Here is a 16,376-nt window from a genome sequence, read left to right as displayed (position 1 = left end):
CCACAACTTTCGTCACTGGAACCTAAATCCAGCGCGTCTACCAATTCCGCCACGCCCGCATCAATCCGGCCCTGCGGTGCCGAGCATGATGCCGAAAAATGCGAAGCGGCTTTCGGTAGACCTCATGCTCCAACGAGTTGAAACCGGACGCGCCGACGGCTCCGGCTCTCTCCCGGCGTCATCAGTGCGCTCAATGCGGCGGGCTTATAACATGGCGGTACCGGTTCGCAGCAAAAAAATGGCCGTTGGGCACGCTGGAGGCTGCTGGACAGAAACCGGAGAAAATGGTCCGCATCGGCGATGACGCGTCCTCCTGTCCACCTCACCCGGCGGCATCTGCTGGCCGGCATCGGGGTCGCCGCCGCGGCTCCGACAGCCGCGATTCGCGCGCAACCGCGACGCCCGCAAACGCTCGCTATCGATGCAACGCCCGCCCCCCTTCAACTTGGGCCGGATCGGGACGAAACCGCCGTCTGGTCGCTGCGGACCGACCCCTCGGCGATCCTGCGTTTCCGCCAGGCCGAGACGATCGATGTGGCGCTGCATAACGGCCTTCCGGCGCCGCTGGTTCTGAACTGGCACGGGATCGACGGCGCGCCTTCCGTCGAGCCATTGACCGGCCGACCGCCGACATCGCCGGGCGCAACCGACCGCTTTTCGCTCCCGCTGCGGCAGGCCGGAACTTTTCTGTGCGATATCCGCCTCCTCGGAGACGGCCTGGCGCAGTCCTCGCCCGCTCAGGCGCTGATTGTCGAGGAGCGAACTCCGCTGGAGGTCGACCGCGACGAGGTCATGCGGATCGAGGACTGGCGGCTCGACGCCGAAGGACGCCCGATCGCCCCCGGCGCTGGCGGGAAAGCGGCCGGCGCACCGCTTTATCTGGTCAACGGAAAGCCCTCGCTCGACCTTGCCTTGCGGTCCAACGAACGACTGAGGTTAAGGATCATCAACGCCTGTCAGCGCAATGCAATCGCTATCGGAATCCAGAATCTGGAGGTCCGGATCATGGCGATCGACAGCCAGCCGGCGGAGCCGTTCCTGGCCCGCAACGGGCGATTGGTGCTGGCGCCGGGATCTCGGGTCGACGCCATACTCGATGCGACGCTGCCGGCGGGAACGGCATCGGCGGTCACCCTGCATGACGGAGGCAATCCGCGGCAGATCGCCCGACTGCACGTCTCCTCGGATGGCCCGCTGCGGTCCGCACCGTTGCCGACGCCCGCCCCCCTGCCGTCGGAGAGCCTGCCGGCGCGGCTCGATCTGGCGGCTGCGCTGCGCGTCGACATGCCGCTGGCTTCGTCCGGAGGAACTCCAACTTCGTGGGATCTGCCGACACACTTCAATATGGGTTCAACCCCGGCGTTTCGCGTCAAGCAGGGCCGAACCGTGGTGCTCACGCTGACCAACCCCACGGCGGTCCCCAGGACGTTCCATCTGCACGGCCATCACTTTCGTCTGCTCGACCGGCTCGACGACGGCTGGAAGCCGTTCTGGCTTGATACCGTTCTGGTCGACGCCGGGCAGACGCAGCGCATCGCCTTCGCCGCCGATGTCGTCGGAGCCTGGCTGGTCGAGACGATGGCTGTCGAATGGAGCGCGCCACGTCAGGTTCGATGGTTCGCGGTGGAATAGCGGTTCTGAGCGAAGGGGATATCGGCTCGCGTGAAGAAAACGCGTCAATTCAAAATTGGAGAGTCTGCCTCTGATCCCATCAGACCCGCACTCTAGAGTCCGTTTCAACTGCGTTGAATCAGACTCACCGCTTGTCTTTATGTTTGAGCATGATCTCTCCCGAAAACCGGTTTCCACTTTTCGGGATCATGCTCTCTCTAATAATCGATCCCGAACCGGTCATAGAGGCGCCGGAACACAGCGGGCAGAACCTCCGGCAGATCCTCCGCGATCAGCCCCGGACCCGCCTCCTGTCCGGCTTCGCCATGCATCCAGACACCGATGCATGCCGCCTCGAATGCCGGTACGCCCTGCGCCAGAAGTCCGCCGATCATACCGGACAGCACGTCGCCTGAGCCTGCCGTCGCCAGCCAGGGCGGCGCATTGGCCGCGATCGTCGCGCGGCCGTCGGGCGAGGCCACCACCGTGTCCGGTCCCTTGAGCAGCACGATCGCGCCCGAACGCTCGGCCGCCGCGCGCACCCGCTCAAGTTTCGAGCGAAGTGAATGTTTGTTGCTCATCTCGCTGAAAAGGCGATGGAACTCGCCTTCGTGCGGCGTCAGGGTAATGTCATTTCTTCCGGTGGATTTGACCGCGTCGAACAGCCGAGCCGGCGCATCGGCAAAACTCGTCAAGGCGTCGGCGTCGAGCACCAGCGCCGGCGTTGCGGCAAGCGCCGTCAATACCAGCGCGCGGGTCTGCTCCCCTATTCCGGCGCCAGGTCCGATCACGCAGGCATTGATGCGCCGATCCGTCAGGATGTCCGCAAATTCGACCGGGTCATTCATGCGCCGGACCATCACCGCGGTCTGCGAGGCCGCATGCACCCCCAGCGCATCGTCCGGCGACAGCACGGTGACAAGTCCGGCCCCGGCCCGCAGGGCTCCGCGCGCCGACAATCGGGCCGCGCCGGTCGAGGCCAGATTGCCGGATACGACGACGGCATGTCCTCGCGCGTATTTGTGCCCGTCGATACGGGGCGCCGGAAACGCGCTTCCCCAGTAATCCGAAATATTCTCGAAGGTTGCCGGCCGAATTTCGTCCAGCACCGCATCGGGGATTCCGATCTCGGCGACACGCACCCGGCCGCAATAAATCCGGCCTGGGAGCAGCAGATGCGCCGGCTTCTTGCGAAAGAACGTCACCGTTTCGGTGGCGCGCACCGCAGCCCCCATGATTGCGCCCGACGTGCCGTTGACGCCGCTCGGCAGATCGATGCTGAGCACCGGCGCGCCGCTGGCGTTGATGGCCTCTATCACGGCCTGAGGATCACCCCTGACCGGACGGTTGAGGCCCGAGCCGAACAGCGCATCGACGATCAACGCAGGCGAGCCGAGCGTGGACAGGTCGCAAGGCTTGACCGGCCCTTTCCAACCCTTGGCCGCAAGCGCAGCGTCGCCCTTCAGACTGTCCCGCGCTCCCAAAAGGATCACCGAGACGTCGTGGCCGCGCGCCGCCAGTTCGGTCGCCGCGACAAACCCGTCACCGCCGTTATTGCCGGCGCCGGCGACAACCAGGATGGAGCCCTGATCGACGAGGTCGGCGGCCGCGTCGGCCACCGCCTGCCCGGCTCGCAGCATCAGCGCGAAACCCGAGCCTCCTCCCGCAATCGCGAGCCGGTCGGCCTGCTCCATTTCGCTGGTCGTCAGAACTTCCATGGCCTCACCACTCGATTCCACGGCAAAGGGGAAAACCGCGTCACGAACGCGCGACTGCACAGAAAATAACCTTGCTGCCTAATTTGTAATCTGACAGTTACGCCGATGGACTGCCATAACATGCCAAGCCTCGCTTTAATCGACTGATAAGGCTTGAAAATTGATCGCCCCGGCGAGTTGGCACAAACCCTGCTTTGGGAAGGCGGTTCGATCCATGATGTCTGTTGGCGAAAATGAAGCGCGTTCCGCGACTTTTGTCCGTCCGAAAACCAGTGCATGACCGTGTTCGAGACAACAGCGTGAGCGTGCAACGGCCGCTGGCCGGAGTTTGGAAGTGCCAGGAGACGTTCAGTGAAAAAAATCGAAGCCATCATCAAACCGTTCAAGCTCGACGAAGTGAAGGAAGCGCTTCAGGAGATCGGATTGCAAGGCATCACCGTGATCGAGGCAAAAGGCTTTGGCCGGCAGAAGGGGCACGCCGAACTCTATCGCGGCGCGGAATACGTCGTGGATTTTCTCCCCAAGGTCAAAATCGAAATCGTGATCGGAGATGACCTGGTCGAAAAGGCTGTCGACGCCATCAGGCGCGCCGCCCAGACGGGCCGCATCGGCGACGGCAAGATTTTCATATCCAATATCGAGGAAGCCATTCGAATCCGAACGGGAGAATCCGGCCTCGACGCCATCTAGACCGTAGAGAAACATTCACACATCCGGGCAAAACCAACGGCCGCCTCGCGCCGTAACGTCACAAAATCCAGCCACGAAGACCAGCAGAGACAAGGGGTATTTATGAAGACCGCCAGCGAAGTCCTGAAAGCGATCAAGGACAACGACGTGAAGTATGTCGATCTGCGTTTCACCGATCCGCGGGGCAAGTGGCAGCACGTCACCTTTGACGTCAGCATGATCGACGAAGATATTTTCACCGAAGGCACGATGTTCGACGGCTCGTCGATCGCCGGCTGGAAAGCGATCAACGAGTCCGACATGATGCTGATGCTCGACCCGGCAACAGCCTCGATCGATCCGTTTTTCGCGGAAACGACGATGGTCATCACCTGCGACATTCTGGAGCCTTCCACGGGCGAGCCCTATAACCGCGACCCGCGCGGCATCGCCAAGAAGGCCGAGGCGATGGTGAAGTCGATGGGCATCGGCGACACCGTGTATGTCGGCCCCGAAGCCGAGTTCTTCGTTTTCGACGACGTGCGTTTCTCGGCCGATCCGTACAACACCGGCTTCAAGCTGGATTCATCCGAACTGCCGACCAACTCGGCAACCGAATACGAAGGCGGCAACCTCGGCCACCGCATCCGCACCAAAGGCGGCTACTTTCCGGTTCCGCCGCAGGACTCGGTGCAGGACATGCGCTCCGAAATGCTGGGCGCCATGGCCAAGATGGGCGTCAAGGTCGAGAAGCACCATCACGAAGTAGCGTCGGCCCAGCACGAACTCGGCATGAAGTTCGACACCCTGACCCACATGGCCGACCAGATGCAGATCTATAAGTATTGCATCCACCAGGTCGCGCATATCTACGGCAAGACCGCCACCTTCATGCCGAAGCCGATCTTCGGCGACAACGGCTCGGGCATGCACGTCCACCAGTCGATCTGGAAGGACGGCAAGCCGACCTTCGCCGGCAACAAGTACGCCGACCTGTCGGAGACCTGCCTGCACTACATCGGCGGCATCATCAAGCATGCCAAGGCGATCAACGCCTTCACCAACCCGTCGACCAACTCCTACAAGCGTCTGGTCCCGGGCTATGAGGCGCCGGTGCTGCTCGCCTACTCCGCGCGCAACCGCTCGGCGTCGTGCCGCATCCCCTACACCACTTCGCCGAAAGCCAAGCGCGTGGAGGTTCGCTTTCCCGACCCGATGGCCAATCCGTATCTCGCCTTCGCGGCGATGCTGATGGCGGGCCTCGACGGCATCAAGAACAAGATCGATCCGGGCCCGGCGATGGACAAGGATCTCTACGACCTGCCGAAGGAAGAGCTGAAGCAGATTCCGACAGTGTGCGGCAGCCTGCGCGAGGCGCTGGAAAATCTCGACAAGGATCGAGCCTTCCTGAAGCACGGCGGCGTGTTCGACGACGACTTCATCGACGCCTACATCGAATTGAAGATGACCGACGTGATGCGTTTCGAGATGACGCCGCACCCGGTCGAGTTCGACATGTACTATTCGTACTGATTGCGGGTCTCAGAACCGTCAAAAGACAGGCGCTCCTGACGGGGCGCCTTGTTTTTTTGACGCCATCCTTTGCCTCAGGTCTGCGGGGTCGCTGCGGAACGCAAGCAGCAGGATCCGGCTCCGCTCGTTTCAGGAGGCCACTTATTGCCCGTCGTTACGGGCTCCAGCAGAGTGGCGCTTGATTCCGCGCGGCGTTTAACGGAACACTGCGGGCTCAGAACCGGAGGCGAGCGTGACGGACCACACCACAGGCAAAGGGCAAACCCGCGCGGACCTGGCATGGGCGATCGCGACCGGAGGGATGGCCGTCGTCCTGTTCGCGGCGCTGCTGCTGCTCGCCTGGAAATTCGCTGCGACGCTTTTCCTGATCTTTGCCGGCGTGCTGCTTGGCGTGGCTCTCAACGCCATCACAGGTCTGCTCGGCCGAGTCATTCCCCTGCCTCATGCGTTGCGGCTGACAATCGTCTGCCTCGCGCTCGCCGCCGTCCTGGCGGGCGTCATGGTGCTCGGCGGAACGACGATCGCGCAGCAGACCGCCGTCCTGAGCAATACGATCAAATCCCAGCTCGTGACGGTCAAATCCTTTCTCGAGAAAAACGGCGTCGACACCAGCTACTTCAATTTGAGCGGTCTGAATTCGCCGTCCGAATCCTCGAAAACGTCCGAGCCGTCGAGACTTCCCGGAACCGCGAAAACCGAGGAGACGCCTGCGCCGAATGTTCAGCACAACCTGCCGAGCGCCGGCACGCTAGCCTCGAGCGGCTCCGCGATCGTCAGCCAGACGCTGAAACTCGTCCTCGGCACCGTCAGCGCCGTCGGAAATTTCTTCATCGTGCTGTTCCTCGGCCTTTGCTTTGCCGCCCAGCCAGCCGTCTATCGCAAGGGCTTGCTCAGCATGACACCGGCGAAACATCGTGCGACCGCGGCGATTCTGGTTGACAGGATCGGCGATACCCTGGAGCGCTGGCTGATCGCCCAGATGGTGACCATGGCCGCGGTGTTCCTGGTGACCTGGATCGGCCTCGAGATCATCGGCATCCAGAGTTCCTTCATCCTCGGCATTCAGGCCGGTTTGCTCGCCTTCATTCCCACCATCGGCGCGCTGCTCGGCGGGTTGATTGTTGTGCTGGCGAGTCTGGCGTCAGGATGGGTGGCGGCCGCAAGCGCGTTCGTGCTGTTTCTCGGCGTCCATGCGCTGGAGAGCTACGTGCTGACGCCGATCATCCAGCGTCAGGCGCTCGACATCCCGCCAGCGACGCTGTTCGCGTTCCAGATTCTGCTCGGCATCGTCTTCGGCGTCTGGGGACTGGCGCTCGCCCTGCCCCTGCTCGCGATCGGCAAAGTCGTTATCGACTTCCTGCGCGCCGATGGCGAAGAGCCCTCCGTCAAAGCGGCAAGCTAAAAGGTCGTAACCGTATTGGTGTGCTCTACCTCGGGGGGTGAAGCGAAGTGCGGACCGACCAGCGCGCGCCATTCGGTGAAATTTGCGGATTCCCGAAAGTCCACAGCGTGGTTCTCAAGCGTTTCCCACTTGATCAACAGACGGTAACGTGACGGCTTCTCGATAGAGCGGTGCAGTTCGAAACTTTTCCAGCCCTTGCAACGCTTGAAAATCGTCTGCGCTTGCGCGACCGCGGCCTCGAAATCCGCTTCGCTGCCCGGCTTGATATCGATTTGCGCGATTTCGGTGATCATCTGAGGAGACCTTTTGCGTATCTCCCCATTCGTATCGCAATTGAGAGCAACCGTGAAGATCAGCAATTAACCTGAAATCGGGTAATGGCCTTATTGGCCAGCTTGATGCGGTTATGTTCGCCGCCGTAATACAGCTCGACGATAATCTCAAGCAGCCGGTTATTGGTCTCGATGCCGTCGCCGCTCAGGGCACCGCTTCTCCGCAGATAATTTGCCGCGATGGCGTAGGCCTCGCCCACCGCATCGAAATTCATGACTTGCAAATCGCGCTCGATCAGCATGATCGATCCATTCCGTTCCGCGTCGTGATACTCAGTGCCTGTCGACAACCTGGAAGATCGGCAAAGGTTCCTTAGCTGACCGCGAACAGCAAAACGCATCGGCGCCGGATGAGCCGGGCCGATGCGTTCAGGCGTGGGGAATGTCGCGTAGAGCCGGAGAACGAGCGGCCGATCTTGTCGCCGGCTTCGCCCTGTTCCCCGGAGAAAACTCAGAGCCGATACAGAATCTGGTCGGTCCAGAAGCGCTCGAGACGATGCAGCGACTTGTTCAACGTCGCGAACTCCTCGTTCGAGATGCCGCCGACCTGTTCGACTGTCTTGACGTGCTTCTGGTAGAGCGCGTCGACGATACGGCGGATTTCCTGGCCCTGCGCCGTCAGGCGGATGCGAACCGAGCGACGATCAACGCGCGAGCGTTGATGATCGAGGAATCCCAACTCGACGAGTTTCTTGAGATTGTAGGAAACGTTGGAGCCGAGATAATAGCCGCGCGTCCGCAGTTCGCCGGCCGTCAGTTCCTTGTCGCCGATGTTATAGAGCAGAAGCGCCTGCACCGAATTGATATCGGCGCGACCGCGACGATCGAATTCATCCTTGATGACATCGAGCAAGCGACGGTGCAGCCGCTCGACCAAAGTCAACGCTTCGAGATAGAGCGACTGCACCGGCGCTTCGCCGGTGACCTGTTCTGCGGGCTCGTGAGCCTTCGCAACGGCTTTCATGATGACTTCCCCTGTTGTCGTTTTTATCGACTTATTCGACGAAACTTATGTTCCGCCTGATAGCTGGACCTTAGGGGAGGCGTTTGAATATCAGCTTAAATAAGACAATAAAGACATCATGAATTTAAGACAGTGAATTGCTGATTAAGCCCGTCAGATCAGGGGTTTCCGCAACCTTTCCTTGACGTTTCGGGTATGCTGTTCACGCTTCGTCTGCGCCACCTGTCGCATTCAGGAACAGCACCGCTCAAATTCGAAACATCCTGTCAACACCCGTGACCAGACCGTTTAGAGTGAGCGAATTCTTACCGGGAAAATATTTCGGACAATTTGACGCAAGCCATCAATGCCGGTTCGAGGGCCGTGTCCGATTCCGGTTTCTGATCCTGCGCGTTATCTATGGCGGCCGTTCGCGCGCTGCCATCCAGGCCAGCCCCAGATAGGCCACGAGCATCGCCGTTTCGATGCCGACGACGGCCAGATTGCCGCCGTAGATCGCCGGGAACATCAGTTCGACCACAGCCATTGAGACGACCGTCGTAAGCCAGACGACGGCCCCCCACGGCGTCGCGAGCCACAGGCCCACGGCCGCCACAAGTTCGATGACCGCGAAGTAGACCGTCGCCGCCTGCCAGGCCACCGTCTGGTTCTCGAAGGCATTGTCTTCGCCGCCGATGAAACCGGTCACCTGAGCCCAATGATAGAGGCCTGCGGCAAGCGACAGCACCGCCATGATGCGGAGAAAAAGCACCAGCCGCCCGGTCCAGAGACTCTCTTCGGTTTCCGGCCGTGCAGACGAGATCCCGGCCACCGACATGGCGTTATTCCGCCGGGCCTGCTTGCGCGATGAGGTTTCAGACATCAGGTGCTCGTAACCGAAGCCGCGGTTATAGGCGTCGATTCATGGCTTTTTGGGACCATAAAATCAATTGCGTTGCGTCGAGGCATGAGCGCGGTGACGAAGCCGGTTCCTGATGGTAGAATTGAAACAAAATCAAATCGGTTTCTGGTTTCCGGGAGTGTCTGCGACATGGCGATAAAATACGGGCGTCCCATTGAAATGCGGGATGGACCTCGCCGCGAGGGCGCCGCTTCCACTCTGCCCCTCGATCTGGTGGCCCGGCCGCGCCGCAACCGAAAGTCGGAATGGGCCCGCCGCCTGATTCGTGAAAACGTCCTGACCACCGACGACCTGATCTGGCCTCTGTTCGTGGCCGACGGCGCCGACAGGCGGACGCCCGTCCCCTCGATGCCCGGCGTCGACCGTCTCAGCGTCGACCAGTGCGTGCGCGACGCGGAACGGGCGCTGAAGCTGAACATCCCCTGCATCGCACTATTCCCCTACACAGATCCCGCGTTGCGGGACGACAGCGGCAGCGAGGCCCTTAACGCCAAGAACCTGGTGTGCAGGTCGGTCCGCGCAATCAAGCGGGAATTTCCGGACCTCGGCGTGCTCTGCGACGTGGCGCTCGATCCGTTCACCAGCCATGGCCATGACGGCTTGATCGAGGACGGCAGGATCCTCAACGACGAGACGGTCGCGGTGCTGGTCCGGCAGGCGCTGGTGCAGGCGGAAGCCGGGTGCGATATCATTGCTCCATCGGACATGATGGACGGACGCGTGGGCGCAATTCGACTGGCCCTCGACGAGGCAGGCTTCGTCGACGTGCAGATCATGGCTTACGCCGCCAAATACGCCTCCGCGTTTTACGGCCCCTTCCGCGACGCCATCGGCTCGGCCAAGGCGCTCACCGGCGACAAGCGGACGTATCAGATGGACAGCGCCAACTCCGACGAGGCGCTGCGCGAGGTCGAACTCGACATCGCCGAGGGCGCCGACATGGTGCTGGTGAAGCCAGGCATGCCCTATCTCGACATCGTGCGACGGGTGAAGGACACCTTCGGCGTGCCGACCTTCGCCTATCAGGTCTCAGGCGAGTACGCGATGATCGCCGCCGCCGCCGCCAACGGCTGGATCGACGGCGACCGGGCCATGATGGAAAGCCTCGTCGCGTTCAAGCGTGCCGGCGCGGACGGCGTGCTCACCTATTTCGCGCCCGCCGCAGCGGAGAAGCTCAACCAGAAGGGCTGACGAGCCGCCGTGATCCACCGCGATCATTGCCGCTCCTTAACGCTTGCGAGGCCTTGCAACGCCGACGCCGCGTCGCCATTTTTGGGGCGGCAAGCAATGCCGTGGACGAGCCGTGGAGGATTGGTCATGGCCGACAATGGCTTCAACACTGCGCAGAGCGGCAACTCAGCCGAGTTCCGGCCTCATGCATTCGACCCCTGGATGCAGCCCGAGCTGTTTCGCGGCGTCCTGACGCGGCGCGTCTTTGCGTTCCTGATCGATCTCGTGGTGTTGTCCATACCCGTGGTTTTCGGCGTGATCTTCATCGCGCTGTTCGGCGTCGTCACGCTCGGGCTTGGCTGGTTCCTGTTCTGGCTGGTAACGCCTGCCTCCGTGATCTGGGCTGTGATCTATTACGGCGCCTCGCTGGGTGGCCCGCATTCGGCGACCGTCGGAATGCGGCTCATGGATCTGGAAATGCGGACCTGGTACGGCGATCCGAGCTATTTTCTGCTCGGCGCCATGCACGCGATTCTCTTCTGGTTCTCGATCTCGATCTTTTCGCCGCTCGTTCTCCTGGTCGGCCTTTTCAACGGACGCCGCCGGCTGCTGCACGACATGCTGCTCGGCACCGTGATTATCAACAATTCGGTTCTCGGGCCGGTTGCGGAGCCACACCGGAGTTATTGATATCGCGGCAACCGGATTGACGGTCGGCTTCGAGAGCGCGATGCTCGGCATGACCTGCTTCGGAGATTTGCAAGACCGCCGTGACCCAACATTCGCGCGATACCCCGCAATTCTATCTGACGGCGCCATCGCCGTGCCCGTATCTGCCCGATCGCAGCGAACGCAAGGTATTCACGCATCTTGTCGGCGACAAGGCCGGTGACCTCAACGACCTGCTGACCCATGGCGGTTTCCGCCGCAGTCAGTCGATCGCCTACCGTCCGGCGTGCGACCAGTGTCGTGCCTGCGTTTCGGTGCGGGTGATCGCCGACGAGTTTCGGCCTTCGCGCGGCTTCCGCAAGGTGATTACGCACAACGCCGACATCGTCGGCACTATGCGGGCTGCGGTGCCCACGTCGGAGCAATATTCGATATTTCGCGCCTATCTCGACCAGCGGCATCGCCACGGCGGCATGGCCGACATGACCGTGCTCGATTACGCGATGATGGTGGAAGACAGCCACGTCGAAACCCGCATCATCGAATATCGCAGGCGCGACGCGGACAGCGGCATCGACGCACGGGGCGATCTGGTGGCGGTGGCGCTTACCGATGTGCTCAGCGACGGGCTCTCGATGGTCTATTCGTTTTTCGAGCCATCGGAGCAAGACCGCTCGCTCGGCACTTTCATGATCCTCGATCATATCTCCCGCGCGCGCCGGCTCGGCCTCCCCTACGTATACCTCGGCTACTGGATCGAGGGATCGCGGAAGATGGATTACAAGGGCCGCTTCCTTCCCCAGCAGCGCCTCGCGCCCACGGGCTGGCTGCGTGTGGACGCCAACGGCGAACTCCCGCACGAGCCGCAGGATTAGTAACCGATCTAACCGGCAAACGTATCGAACAGCAGCTTCACGTTCAGGATCACGATCACGCCGGCGATGATCCATGCTGCGGCGGCGGTGCCGGTCGAGATCGCGAACTCGCCCATCTTGCGCCGGTCCGAGACGAAGCGGACCAGCGGAATCACCGCGAACGGCAACTGCATCGACAGGACGACCTGGCTGAGAACGAGAAGCTGCGCGGTGCCGCTATCGCCGTAGAGGGCGGTGACAGCGATCACCGGTATGATGGCGATGCCGCGGGTGACGAGCCGCCGCGCCCACATCGGCATCCGCAAACCCAGAAAGCCTTCCATCACGATCTGGCCGGCAAGCGTCGCCGTGACCGTGGAATTGATGCCGGAGGCGAGCAGCGCAACCGCGAACAGCGTCGAGGCGATGCTGAGACCCAATAGCGGCGACAGCAGCCTGAACGCATCGCCGATCTCGGCCACCTCGGTGTGACCGCTGCGATGGAACACCGCGGCGGCCACGATCAGGATGGCGGCGTTGACAAACAAAGCCAGCATCAGCGCCAGCGTGCTGTCGGCGGTGGCCCACCGGATCGCACTTCGTCGCCCCTCCTCGTTGCGCGGATACGCGCGCGTCTGCACGATCGACGAATGCAGGTAGAGATTGTGCGGCATGACGGTCGCGCCGATGATGCCGATGGCGATGTAGAGCATCGCCGGATTGGTCACGATCTCGCGCGACGGCGCAAAGCCGCGCAGGATTTCGGCCACCGGCGGCGCGGCGGCAACGATCTGGATCGCAAAACACACCGCGATCACGATCAACAGCGCGACCACGAAAGCCTCGAGGAAACGGAAGCCCCGATTCATCAACAGCAACAGCAGAAAGGTATCCAGCGCCGCGATCAATGCTCCGCCGATCAGCGGAATGCCGAACAGCAACTGCAGCGCGATCGCCGTGCCGATCACCTCGGCCAGATCGCAGGCGATGATGGCGGCCTCGCAGGCCAGCCAGAGCATGAAATTGACCGGCCGCGAATAGCTGTCACGGCAGGCTTGCGCGAGATCGCGGCCGGCGGCGATGCCAAGCCGCGCGGCCAAAGCCTGCAACAGGATCGCCATCAGGTTCGACAACAGGATGACCGACAGCAGCGTGTAGCCAAACTGCGAGCCGCCCGCGATATCGGTGGCCCAGTTGCCGGGGTCCATGTACCCCACCGAGACCATGTAGCCGGGGCCGGCGAACGCCAGCATGCGGCGCAGCCAATGCCCGGTCGATGGCACCTGCACCGTCGCATGGACCTCCTCCAGGCTGGGGCGGGCGGACGCTTCCGAATGCCAGCCAGCCTCGGCCGAAAAGGGTCCCTGCGACGGCTCCGGCGCCGGTTCGGACGGCAAAGCAGGTGTTTTTACATCCATCAGCCGCAATATGGGTCAAACCCACCTTTATTGCAACTCATTTGCAAATGCATCTAGCGCCTGATGCACGCAAGGCGGGACGCGGGGCGGCCGCGACAGAGCAATCGCGGGTTCGTCCCGAGCCGAGCGCAATCTGGCCTAAGCGACAGCCTTTTCGCTTCGGACGGAATTCAGAATCTGGCTCTACATTTTGATTTTCGACGCGTTTCTTCGCGAACCGTCGCTCGAAAACGCTATGGCTGAGAACGATTCGCCTCGCGGGAAGCCGTGGGAGAATCCAGCAATTCGAGCACTGTCTCGGACGGACGGCATATCCGCGTGCCCTTCGGGGTTTCCACGATCGGGCGCTGAATCAGGATCGGGTGCGCCTGCATGAAATCGAGAATCTGGTCGTCGCTCCATTTGGGATTGCCGAGATCGAGTTCGGCGTAAGGTGTTCCCTTCTCCCGCAGCAGCGCGCGAATCGGAACGCCCATGGCGTCAGCAAGCGCGCGAAGCCGCGCGCGATCCGGCGGGTGCTTGAGGTATTCGACGATCACCGGCTCCTCGCCGCTCTGCCGGATCATCGCCAGCGTGTTGCGGGACGTGCCGCAGGCAGGGTTGTGATAGATCGTCACGGTCATAGCTGAACCTCCTTACGGATGGGAGCCGCAGCGTTAACCTCGCGCAGCAGCCAACCAATCACAACCATACCGATGATAGCCCCACAAAATTCGGCCGTGACAAAACCTGGAAGATCCCGCGGACGGATCCCGGAAAACGTGTTCGTCAGCGAACGCGCTACTGCGACGGCCGGATTGGCAAACGACGTCGATGCCGTAAACCAGTACGCGGCTGTGATATAGAGACCAACCAGCCACGGCACCGAGCCACGCTCGAAACGAAGTCCCGCCAGGATTGTCACGATCAATCCGAACGATGCGACCGCTTCTGCGAACCACTGCGCGCCGCCGGTACGGATTTTCATCGCTTCATTCAGGAGCGGCAGCCCAAACATCAGATGAGCGATCATCGTGCCGACGATGCCGCCGATAATCTGGACGATGATATACATCAACGCATCGCTGGTCGAAAGCTCACCCCTGAGCCGAAAAACAAGCGTTACCGCGGGATTGAAATGCGCGCCAGAGATCGGTCCGAACACAGCAATCAGAACGACAAGGATTGCGCCGGTGGAAATGGTATTGCCGAGCAGCGCCAGCGCCGCATTCTTCGCAAGCTCCTCCGCCATGATGCCGGAGCCGACCACGGTCGCGACCAGGAGCGCAGTTCCGAGCGCTTCAGCCGCCAATCGTCGCTGCAGATCAAACGCGGGCATAGCAGCCAACCGATCGCATGATGCCGTCGACGGGGAGATGGCCTCTTGGAACGTGCAGGCGCTTCATGGGCATATCCGAGCTTTGACACGCCTGCCTCGCTTGCTTGTCGCGGTAGGCATACACAAATCGGCGCGACCCCCGCAGCAGTCTTCGAGCAGAAACTGTATCATGGCGCCAAAGCGCGTAAGGTCGGCGCGATAGACGATCGATCGGCTGGAACGCCGCGCCGAAACCAATCCGGCACGGGACAGAAGCGCAAGATGCGACGACATCGTGCTTTGCGGCACGGCAACAGCTTTCGCGATATCGCCTGCAGCAAGGCCTTTCGGTTCATGCCTCACCAGAAGCCTGAAGACATCCAGCCGGGTTGATTGAGCGAGCGCCGCAAGCGCCAGCATAACGGCTTCCGATTCCATATATCTAGAATTATCGATATATAGTTCACTGTCAAGCCGTCCGCTGTATCGCCGGAGCGCGCCGCCGTCGCAACGTTTGCATCCGCGTGAAGGCGTCGCGCCTGGAGATTCTTGAGTGGAAGCGGAATCCGGTTCGCGTGAAGGAAATGCGTCAAATCAACAAACCTGGAGTCTTTTCACCATCTTCCGTGAAACGGTGAAAGACTCTCCCGCACCGGGGCTTGCATCTTGAAAAGAAACTAAATGGCTCGGCCGAATTTATTCGACTTCGGCAGGCCGTGCGCGAGACGACCGGCGTCGGCGCGGTTGCCGCGCCAGTCGGACAACTCCTTCCAGCTCAGACTCTGCTCGCGGCCCGCGGAGTCCTTCCACGTCAAGCCGGCTTTCGAATCGAACACGGCGACATCGGACAGGCCCGCGCCCTTGTACTTCTGCAGCCGCACGCCGCGACCGCGCGCCATCTCCGGCACCTGGTCCAGCGGAAAGACGACCATCTTGTGGTTGGTGCCGATGACCGCAACCTGATCGCCCGCAACCGTCGTGATCGCCTTGGCCTCATTCGGCATTTCGACATTGAGCACCTGCTTGCCCTTGCGCGTGGTGCCGACGCAATCGTCCTCGTTGACGACGAAGCCCTGCCCCTCGTGGCTCGCGATCAGGAACTTGCGGCCGCCGGTGTTGACGAACAGCGACACGATTGCCGCATCCTGTTCCAGATCGATGAACAGCCGGATCGGCTCGCCGTGGCCGCGCCCACCCGGCAGCTTCGCGACGTCGAGCGAATAGAATCTGCCGTTGGTGGCGAACAGCAACAGCTTGGACGTGGTCTCGGCGAAGAACGCAAAGCCGAGCTTGTCGTCGGTCTTGAACGAGAGATTGGACAAATCCTCGACGTGGCCTTTCAGCGTCCGCACCCAGCCCTTGTCGGATACGACAATGGTGACCGGCTCGCGCTCCACCAGCGACTCTTCCAGCGCGGCGAGATCATGTTCCGGCGCGTCGGCGAAGACGGTGCGGCGCTTGCCGAGCGGCGTCTTGGGTCCGAACATATCGCGCACCTTGCGCACCTGCTCGCCGACCTTGGCCCACTGCTCGGTTTCCGAGCCGAGGATTTTGTTGATGCCTTTCAGTTCACTGCGAAGGTTCTTGTCCTCGGTGCGGATTTCCATTTCCTCGAGCTTGCGCAAGGAGCGCAGGCGCATGTTGAGGATGGCGTCGGCCTGAACTTCGGTCAGCTTGAATGCCTTCATCAAGGCCGGCTTCGGCTCGTCCTCGGTGCGGATGATCTTGATGACCTTGTCGATGTTCAGGTACGCGATGAGGTAGCCGCCGAGCACCTCCAGCCGATGCTCGATCTGCGCCTTGCGATAGGCCGAGCGCCGCAGCAGCACATCCCGCAG

General features: G+C 61.7%; 17 protein-coding genes. 7 read left to right on the top strand and 10 right to left on the bottom strand.

The window, feature by feature from the left end; all coding sequences use genetic code 11:
- Window positions 1–300 precede the first annotated feature (300 nt).
- Window positions 301–1,632, top strand: a complete 1,332-nt coding sequence (locus BGN91_RS02135; RefSeq protein ID WP_292610317.1) for a multicopper oxidase domain-containing protein — start codon at window positions 301–303, stop codon at window positions 1,630–1,632.
- A 197-nt stretch (window positions 1,633–1,829) separates the two neighbouring features.
- Here BGN91_RS02135 and BGN91_RS02130 read toward each other — a convergent pair whose 3' ends face one another.
- Window positions 1,830–3,329 carry an NAD(P)H-hydrate dehydratase gene (locus BGN91_RS02130; protein WP_292610316.1) on the bottom strand — a complete coding sequence of 500 codons (1,500 nt, stop codon included), beginning with the start codon at window positions 3,327–3,329 and terminating at the stop codon, window positions 1,830–1,832.
- Window positions 3,330–3,680: 351 nt separating this feature from the next.
- On the opposite strand from BGN91_RS02130, the gene BGN91_RS02125 reads away from it, so the two are divergent.
- From BGN91_RS02125 to BGN91_RS02115, 3 genes are all read left to right on the top strand, one after another.
- Window positions 3,681–4,019 carry a P-II family nitrogen regulator gene (locus BGN91_RS02125; RefSeq protein ID WP_292610315.1) on the top strand — a complete coding sequence of 113 codons (339 nt, stop codon included), beginning with the start codon at window positions 3,681–3,683 and terminating at the stop codon, window positions 4,017–4,019.
- Window positions 4,020–4,121: 102 nt separating this feature from the next.
- Window positions 4,122–5,531, top strand: coding sequence for a type I glutamate--ammonia ligase (gene glnA / locus BGN91_RS02120; RefSeq protein ID WP_292610314.1), 1,410 nt, complete (start codon window positions 4,122–4,124; stop codon window positions 5,529–5,531).
- Window positions 5,532–5,832: 301 nt separating this feature from the next.
- Window positions 5,833–6,933 carry an AI-2E family transporter gene (locus BGN91_RS02115; RefSeq protein ID WP_366408187.1) on the top strand — a complete coding sequence of 367 codons (1,101 nt, stop codon included), beginning with the start codon at window positions 5,833–5,835 and terminating at the stop codon, window positions 6,931–6,933.
- Here BGN91_RS02115 and BGN91_RS02110 read toward each other — a convergent pair.
- The 4 genes from BGN91_RS02110 to BGN91_RS02095 all read right to left on the bottom strand — a co-directional run bounded on the left by BGN91_RS02110 (window position 6,930) and on the right by BGN91_RS02095 (window position 9,091).
- Window positions 6,930–7,226 carry an antibiotic biosynthesis monooxygenase family protein gene (locus BGN91_RS02110; protein ID WP_292610312.1) on the bottom strand — a complete coding sequence of 99 codons (297 nt, stop codon included), beginning with the start codon at window positions 7,224–7,226 and terminating at the stop codon, window positions 6,930–6,932. The genes BGN91_RS02115 and BGN91_RS02110 overlap by 4 nt on opposite strands.
- 59 nt (window positions 7,227–7,285) lie before the next feature.
- Window positions 7,286–7,507, bottom strand: coding sequence for a hypothetical protein (locus tag BGN91_RS02105; RefSeq protein WP_292610311.1), 222 nt, complete (start codon window positions 7,505–7,507; stop codon window positions 7,286–7,288).
- 209 nt (window positions 7,508–7,716) lie between these two features.
- Window positions 7,717–8,232: a MarR family winged helix-turn-helix transcriptional regulator gene (locus tag BGN91_RS02100; protein WP_292610318.1), complete on the bottom strand. Its 516-nt coding sequence runs from the start codon at window positions 8,230–8,232 to the stop codon at window positions 7,717–7,719.
- Window positions 8,233–8,626: 394 nt separating this feature from the next.
- Entirely contained in the window at window positions 8,627–9,091 is a 465-nt protein-coding gene (locus tag BGN91_RS02095; RefSeq protein ID WP_292610310.1) for a DUF6163 family protein, read from the bottom strand.
- A 168-nt stretch (window positions 9,092–9,259) separates the two neighbouring features.
- On the opposite strand from BGN91_RS02095, the gene hemB reads away from it, so the two are divergent.
- From hemB to BGN91_RS02080, 3 genes are all read left to right on the top strand, one after another.
- Window positions 9,260–10,321, top strand: coding sequence for a porphobilinogen synthase (hemB, locus tag BGN91_RS02090; RefSeq protein ID WP_292610309.1), 1,062 nt, complete (start codon window positions 9,260–9,262; stop codon window positions 10,319–10,321).
- Between the two features lie 126 nt (window positions 10,322–10,447).
- Window positions 10,448–10,990, top strand: coding sequence for an RDD family protein (locus tag BGN91_RS02085; protein ID WP_292610308.1), 543 nt, complete (start codon window positions 10,448–10,450; stop codon window positions 10,988–10,990).
- 80 nt (window positions 10,991–11,070) lie between these two features.
- A complete protein-coding gene (locus BGN91_RS02080) occupies window positions 11,071–11,844 on the top strand; it encodes an arginyltransferase (protein WP_292610307.1) in 774 nt (257 codons plus the stop codon).
- 8 nt (window positions 11,845–11,852) lie between these two features.
- Here BGN91_RS02080 and BGN91_RS02075 read toward each other — a convergent pair whose 3' ends face one another.
- The 5 genes from BGN91_RS02075 to BGN91_RS02055 all read right to left on the bottom strand — a co-directional run.
- Window positions 11,853–13,241, bottom strand: coding sequence for an Nramp family divalent metal transporter (locus BGN91_RS02075; protein WP_292610306.1), 1,389 nt, complete (start codon window positions 13,239–13,241; stop codon window positions 11,853–11,855).
- A gap of 233 nt (window positions 13,242–13,474) precedes the next feature.
- A complete protein-coding gene (arsC, locus tag BGN91_RS02070; RefSeq protein ID WP_292610305.1) occupies window positions 13,475–13,864 on the bottom strand; it encodes an arsenate reductase (glutaredoxin) in 390 nt (129 codons plus the stop codon).
- A complete protein-coding gene (locus BGN91_RS02065) occupies window positions 13,861–14,559 on the bottom strand; it encodes an MIP/aquaporin family protein (RefSeq protein ID WP_292610304.1) in 699 nt (232 codons plus the stop codon). The genes arsC and BGN91_RS02065 overlap by 4 nt, the downstream gene beginning before the upstream one ends.
- Window positions 14,560–14,622: 63 nt before the next feature.
- Window positions 14,623–14,976, bottom strand: a complete 354-nt coding sequence (locus tag BGN91_RS02060) for a metalloregulator ArsR/SmtB family transcription factor (RefSeq protein WP_292610303.1) — start codon at window positions 14,974–14,976, stop codon at window positions 14,623–14,625.
- A 239-nt stretch (window positions 14,977–15,215) separates the two neighbouring features.
- Window positions 15,216–16,376: DNA gyrase subunit A (locus BGN91_RS02055; RefSeq protein WP_292610302.1), on the bottom strand; the 1,161-nt coding region annotated here is incomplete at its 5' end.

Origin of the sequence: Nitrobacter sp. 62-13, assembly GCF_001896955.1 — a bacterium.
GTDB lineage: Bacteria > Pseudomonadota > Alphaproteobacteria > Rhizobiales > Xanthobacteraceae > Nitrobacter.
Note: the sequence above shows the minus strand (reverse complement) of the source record. Positions and strands in the feature narration are given on the sequence as shown.